The following is a 2934-nucleotide window of genomic DNA, read 5'->3' as shown; positions in this document are numbered from 1 at the left end:
ATTATTTATAGACTGCTGATTTCGACCTTGATACCAACAACAGTTCATAGGTTTTTCTACAATTTTATTAAGCTCGTCGGTTATCTTTCTTTCAATATTAGTTAAATATAATTTAAACTCTCTTTGCACTACTGGGTCTTGTCGAACAACTGAGCTATGTGTTCTTATATATTCTAAGGCTGTTTGATTTTTAATAACCTGTTTAATTTGTTCGCTATTATTCAATAAAATACAAATATCTTTCTGAGAGAAATATCGCACTAACTTGGCTTTAAAGATTTCTTTATCTTTCGAAGTGTCACTTAAGCAAAAAACAATCCTTGGGTTTATTGCTTGCTCATCTTGTTGTTTATATTCTGATATATTAATAAAAAGTGGCTCAAAATAAAACAAGCTGTGTTTTTCAATAGAATATTTTTTTGCAACAAATGGCAAAAAAACTGAGATTTCATTTAATTTATCTGCAACATTCAATGTGCATAATTGCACTTCTTGCTTGGCTAATTCGGCATTTATGTCAAAATCACTGCCTTGCCATACTCGATACTCATTATTAAATTTTCGATAATAAACAATGGACTGTTTCTCAAGGTTTTGAATGTTTGTTTCAAAAAGATCATCGCACAACTTTAATAATGACTTTGATGCTGGAATTTTCCCAATGACATTTAGCACCCCAATGGTTTTGAGTAGGCTTGTCTCTTTTATATTATTTGTTGAAAATCGTTCTATCGCACTATTAGCCTCAACCACTGTTCTTTGCACTTGTAAATCATTGGTTAGTATTTGACCTGTTAAAAAATAATCAAAAATATCCGCTGGCAGGATAAATTCCCCTACCTTCAATTCGCTTAACTTTTTAGTCAATGACAAAGGCTCCGAACTACCTAAATAATTAAACAAAGTTCTTTCATTTTGTGCCACTTTTTGACATAAAGTAGGCAGTAACAGAGCTGTTATCGGATGTAACGGATAGCAATTTTCAAATAAATGATGTGCAGTTTTTATATCAAGTGAAACAGGTAATAAGTTATTTTCTTTAAGAACTTTAACTATATTTTCTATTTTTACTTGTATAGGTTTTAACTGTATTTTGCTTAATTTATTTTGAAAAACTCGCCCCATGATATGTAGCGATTGAGTGGTAGTCTCCATAAATGACAAAACCTCGTATCTGCCTTGTATTTTTGTCCATTCATTTTTAAGTTTGGTGTTTAAATTTTTACCGTATTGCTCAAAAGATTGATGCAACAAAACAAACAATATGATATTGTTATCATAAGTTGCCTCAGCAAGTATCTGCAATAAAAAAATATCATCGCTTTCATGGCGAGCTGCATATTCTAAAAACTTACCCAATTCATCAATAACAATCAACAATCCTTTACCGCCATTATCTTGAATATTGCCTTGAATATTAATAACTAAATTATCTACTTTGGATAGCGATACCTTATCATTAGATAGTAATTTATCAATCATTACCAAACTCGTATCATCCGTTATATTTAATGCTGCATAATAATCAACAACACTTATTTTTAATGTTTTTAAAAATACTGTAATAAGTGAATCTGGACTACCTGTAATTAGCACTTTGCAATAGCCGTTAGAACCCTTTAAATGCTTACTAATATCGGCTGAAAAATCAGTGTTTTCTGTGCGTAATTTTTTACACGCTAATTTGCCAAGTATTGTTTTTGGATTGCCGAGTAAATGACTTAAATAAAGAGCGAATGATGATTTTCCCGAGCCATAAGAACCAATCAATGACCACGCCTTATTGATATTGATATTTTTCTGTGTATTAATAACATTTTGAATACTTTGCATTGCTGTTGAAGTTAAAACATAACTTTCCAGTAATTCTTTAGTCGACCTATCTCTATCTAAATTAATAGATTTAGTTAGCGTTGTCTTAACAGAAATTAATTTATTAAGCTGCATAATATTTTTCTAAATATTTATAGGCGTCAGTGGTGATGCCTTTATGTAGTTGAAAAATACCCGCATCCTCTCTTAAGTGATAATCCTCATATTCTTGTGTTATTCTTTCTAAAATAGCAATCAACTCATCTTCTCTTATTTTTAGAGCAGGTGCAAATGCATTATCACCGTACATTAAATCTTGAATAGAAACTGTCTTGCTGTCTTTAAATTTGTCGTTGATATTGTGAGCGATAACTTCAATTGGTGTGTTTTTTGAACTAAAGGAAAAATGATACTTCCCATCGAAATATTTAATTAAACCCAACAAAGATAAAGGAGATTCCAGCATATCTTCTATTTGAGTTTTTACTGATTTATGTGGTGCATACATTCTTAAAATTACCTGAATATCCATTCTTAAGGTTTTTTCTGATCCCTTCCAGTTGTTTTCTCTTGCATAGGATAAAAAAGCACTTCCCGCCTCTTCTGCAGTAAATTCGTTTTGATGAAAATGGTTAAATAGCCAGTAAATTGAAGTTGCTAATTTTTTGTTTTGAGCAAGTGTCAAATGCAACAACCATAAAGAGGCGTCGTCTTCCAAATAAGCATCCTTGTCATTTAAAAATTTACCAAATTCAGTAATTGAATCATTGTCTGTAACCTCAGTCGCTATTAACCAATAACGAATAGCGGCAACCATATTTTTACCGACACCTAAATTAACCGTTGCATCGTCCGAGGTAAATACATCAGATATTTTGTTAGCTTGTATTGCTTGAATGCCTTTTGTTATCCAACCATAACGAAGCTGAAAAGAACCGTGCCTACCAATTGTAAAGATATTACTCATACATATTTTTTAAGAAAATTATATTAATTTTAACATTTTGTTTACACGCAAAGTTTAAGATATGGCGAATTCAACCCATAAGTGCAACACTTCCATTTAAAAAATAGTCTTTGCCAGTCATCTTGGCAAAGACCTCAAATGGGGTCTTGTACCTC

The 2934-nt window shown here is 31.5% G+C and carries 2 protein-coding genes; both read right to left on the bottom strand.

What is annotated here, in order from left to right:
* On the bottom strand, positions 1-1947 hold a 1947-nt coding region (locus BAZSYMA_RS03795), incomplete at its 3' end, for a DUF6079 family protein (RefSeq protein ID WP_479385925.1).
* Entirely contained in the window at positions 1937-2779 is an 843-nt protein-coding gene (locus BAZSYMA_RS03790) for a DUF4007 family protein (protein WP_090715778.1), read from the bottom strand. The genes BAZSYMA_RS03795 and BAZSYMA_RS03790, both read right to left, overlap by 11 nt.
* Between the last annotated feature and the right edge of the window lie 155 nt (positions 2780-2934).

Origin of the sequence: Bathymodiolus azoricus thioautotrophic gill symbiont, assembly GCF_001298715.1 — a bacterium.
Classification (GTDB): Bacteria; Pseudomonadota; Gammaproteobacteria; order PS1; family Pseudothioglobaceae; genus Thiodubiliella.
Note: the sequence above shows the minus strand (reverse complement) of the source record. Positions and strands in the feature narration are given on the sequence as shown.